Annotated in this window: 1 protein-coding gene; it reads right to left on the bottom strand. The window is 44.0% G+C overall.

From position 1 onward, the window contains the following. Positions 1 to 197 precede the first annotated feature (197 nt). A partial coding sequence (locus D8863_RS10495) for a DNA polymerase (protein WP_260469800.1) occupies positions 198 to 809 on the bottom strand: 612 nt, incomplete at its 5' end.

The raw sequence follows: 809 nt of genomic DNA, 5'->3' as shown, positions 1-809 counted from the left end.
AAGTATCGTTCCCTACGCTGGCATTACCCAGATCAGGTGCGGTCGAAGTTTAACACTTCCTCTCAGACTGTACACAGACTCCCATATCTTATATGGACATATGATAACGCAAATACAAGGAAAAGTCAAGGAAACTGCTTACAGAAAATCTTGAAAAGAGTTTGAAGGCAAATGCTTCAAACTCTATCATAGTTTTCTTATTTAGCCTCGTACCAGGTTGCCCCTTCATTTTCATCTGCGATAAGGGGAACACTGAGTTGGATGGCTTCTTCCATGGTTTGTTTCACCAGATCTTTGATGGCTGCTAGTTCTGATTTCGGAACTTCGAGGACGATTTCATCATGCACTTGCAACAGCATCTTGGTCTGATAACCACCCTCAACTAGAGCTTTGTCTAGCTGGATCATAGCAATCTTGAGAATATCTGCTGCCGAACCCTGAATAGGGGAGTTGATGGCAGTCCGCTCTGCAAAACCACGAATATTGAAATTTCGTGAATTGATATCTGGTAGCTCTCGACGACGCTTGAAGAGGGTCTCTACATATCCCTTATCACGCGCTTCACGTACCACTTCTTCCATATAGTTTTTAATCCCAGGAAAACGCTCAAAGTAGGTATCAATGTAGGCTTTGGCCTTCTTACGACTAATACCAAGATTGTTCGCCAAACCAAAATCTGAAATCCCGTAAACCACTCCAAAGTTGACAGCCTTGGCATTGCGACGGTCGTTTGGCGTCACATCCTCAGGACGTTCAATTCCAAAGACACGCATAGCTGTCGAAGTATGAATATCAGCCCCCTCTTGGAA

Origin of the sequence: Streptococcus oralis (genome assembly GCF_003943825.1) — a bacterium.
GTDB lineage: Bacteria > Bacillota > Bacilli > Lactobacillales > Streptococcaceae > Streptococcus > Streptococcus oralis_CD.
Note: the sequence above shows the minus strand (reverse complement) of the source record. Positions and strands in the feature narration are given on the sequence as shown.